Here is a 2,686-nt window from a genome sequence, read left to right as displayed (position 1 = left end):
TGGTGACGGCGGTGCGCTCGTGGATGGGGGGCGCGGTGGGGCGGCGGTCGAAGAGCGCGAGGGTGCCGGTGTCGAGCCCGAGGCGGTCGAGGTAGCCGTCGAGCTGGACCAGGCCCTCGGCCAGCGGGTCGGCGTCGTGCGCGCCGCGGACCTTGATTTCGATGGCCTCGCGCTGCTCGGCGCGGGTGCCGCCCGGGCCGGGGTACGGCCAGCGGACGAGGATGTCGAGACGGCCCCGGCCGACGGCCTCCTCGGGCTGGACGGAGCCGCCGCCATTGACGATGCGCTGCAGGTAGGCCTGGACCAGCAGGTGGGGCGCGGCCTCGTGGTAGTTCTGTTGGGAGACGAGTCTGTCGCCGTAGGTCCTCCAGAAGGCGGCGAACTCGGTCAGCAGGCGGGTGAAGTCCAGGCGACCGTCGGGGAGCACATGGGCGCGCGGGCCCGGGACCTCGGCGACGTAGTCGAAGACGTTCTCGGTCAGGACTCGGACGATGACCTCGTTGTAGATCGGGTTGGCGGGCCGGACCGGTGCGTCCGGGGCGAGCAGGCCAAGGTCGCGGACGTACTGCAGGTCGTCGGGGTTGGGCCTGGTGGCGGGGGCGAGGCCAGTGATCATTGGCTCGATGATGGCGCGGACGCGCGGGTCGTAGAGCTTGTCAACCAGCGAGTCCAGGTGGGTGGCCCGGGCCTGGATCAGCCGCTTCTTCGCCTCCTCGACGTGATCGGCAGTGACCGCTGCCGAGGCGGGCACCGCCATCTTGCGGACGATCTCGTTCGCGAGCGCGTTGACCAGCCACGGCTGCCCGCCGGTCAGCTCGAACGCCAGCTCCACGGCCTCGGGAGTGAACATCTGGCCGGTGTCGGCGGTGTGCTGGCCATAGAGGTCCCGGACCTCGTCGAGGGTGAAGTTTCCCAGGCGCAGCGACTCAACGATGATGTTGAACGGGCTGGGCCCGCCAAGCCGGTTCGCGTTGCCACCAGCCGCCGTCTTGTAGTCGCGGAGGTCTCGTAGGCCGCACAACGCCACCGAGGCCGGGAAGTGAGCCGGCCGGTCACCCGCGCCCGCGCGTAGCTGGCCGAGAACGCTGACCAGCGTCCGGCCCTCGAGAGCGTCGATCTCGTCGAGGAACAGCACCACTGGCCGCGGGCAGGCCTGCGACCAGGTTTGCAGCGCCCTCGCCAGCAGTCCTCCGTCGGGTGCTTCGGGCCACGGCGGTGGGCGCAGCTCCGGCGGCAGGTCGACGTTCGCCCGGTCCCGGATCCGGGCGAGGATCGCGCGGGTAGCCGCGCCGACGTCGTCGCCCCACGCCCGTCCGGGCTCGCAGGAGGTCATCAGAGCCGCGTACCACCCACCAGCGGTCAGCTCCTGCGCCAACGCCATCAGCGTCGTCGTCTTCCCTGTCTGGCGCGGCGCGTGGACCACGAAGTAGCCCTTCTGTGCCACCAGGCCGGAAACCTCCGGCAGCCGCGCCGACGCCGGAATCATGTAATGATCGCTGGGCACACACGGCCCGGCGGTGTTGAACCAGTGAGCCACCACGCCACCACCCTCCACGGCCACGGGGCACGGACAGATCGCCGCCACTCTACGGACCACCTCCGCCTGGCAGCCGCCCGCGAACTGGCACCGGGCGAGCAACGGTCCCAGTAGCGTTCGCCTCCTCGGAGGCTTTCTATCGGCGAGTCGTGCCACAGTCAATCTTGTTTCGGGACTTCCAAAACAGTCCCCAGCAGCAGCGACCGCACCGTCCGGCGGTGGGCCCCGACTGCTCGCGGCAGAACGTGCAGCCGACCAGGTCACCCGGGCCGCCTGCGCGGACCGGGCCAACCAGCTCACCGAAGCCGAGTGGACGGCCGTGCTGCCCGACGTCCCCTACGACCCACCCTGCTTCTGATCATTGTCGCCGTGGGACGCTGCCCCGGGCAGTCAGACGATCAGCGGTGGCGAGCAGCTCGACGGTCATCACAGTTCCACGCGCACCTGGACCATCGCGCCGCCGCCGAACCGCACCGCGAAGACGTCACCGACGTGGCCGGAGTGGCTCACACCCGGGTCGAGGCGGGTCACCAGCGGAGCCTGACCACCGTGTTCGGTTCGGTCACTGCCACCCGGATGGCCTACCGGTCGCCGGGGGCGGCCAACCTGCACCCCGCGGACGCCCAGCTCAACCTGTTGCCAACCCGCCATTCGCATGTTGGCAGGAGCACCAGCACCTGGCAGCGCGGCGGCATGTGTATCTCCGCGATGGCCTCTGGCCTGCGGGCAGGCGCTCGTGCCCGCCACGTCCAGGCCACCTGGTCGCCAGAGTGGTCAGAATAACGACCGGTCGCTATTGTGGCTCCCATGGAGACCATACCGATCACCGAGGCGAAGGCCCGGATTGCCGAGCTGGCGGAGCGGGTAGCCAGAGAGCATGATCACTTCACGATCACGCGCAACGGGCGTGCGGAGGTGATGCTGATCTCTGTCGCGGAGTACGAGTCGATGCGGGAGACCCTCGACCTGTTGTCGGACGGCGAGGCTCTCGCGGATCTGCGGCAGTCGAGGGACGACTTCGCCACGGGCGACACCTTCGCCCTGGACGAGGTCGTGGCCGAACTGAACGAGCGGCGGGCCAGGAACGAGTGACGGCCGCCAGCGACGCGCCCTACGAGGTCGCGCTGTCGCGCAGAGCACGGAGAAACC

At 69.9% G+C, this 2,686-nt stretch carries 3 protein-coding genes; 2 read left to right on the top strand and 1 reads right to left on the bottom strand.

Going from position 1 to position 2,686, the window contains the following annotated elements:
* A partial coding sequence (locus U9980_RS27690) for an ATP-binding protein (protein WP_322770623.1) occupies window positions 1-1,540 on the bottom strand: 1,540 nt, incomplete at its 3' end.
* A gap of 306 nt (window positions 1,541-1,846) precedes the next feature.
* On the opposite strand from U9980_RS27690, the gene U9980_RS27685 reads away from it, so the two are divergent.
* Together U9980_RS27685 and U9980_RS27680 are read left to right on the top strand one after the other, a co-directional pair.
* Window positions 1,847-2,320 (top strand): hypothetical protein, encoded by a 474-nt coding sequence (locus U9980_RS27685; protein ID WP_322770624.1) that lies wholly within the window; start codon window positions 1,847-1,849, stop codon window positions 2,318-2,320.
* Window positions 2,321-2,344: 24 nt separating this feature from the next.
* A complete protein-coding gene (locus U9980_RS27680) occupies window positions 2,345-2,629 on the top strand; it encodes a type II toxin-antitoxin system Phd/YefM family antitoxin (RefSeq protein WP_322770622.1) in 285 nt (94 codons plus the stop codon).
* Window positions 2,630-2,686: the final 57 nt, after the last annotated feature.

This window comes from Protofrankia sp. Cr1 (genome assembly GCF_963555865.1).
Lineage (GTDB): Bacteria > Actinomycetota > Actinomycetes > Frankiales > Frankiaceae > Protofrankia.
This window is presented reverse-complemented; position numbering and strand designations above follow the sequence as displayed.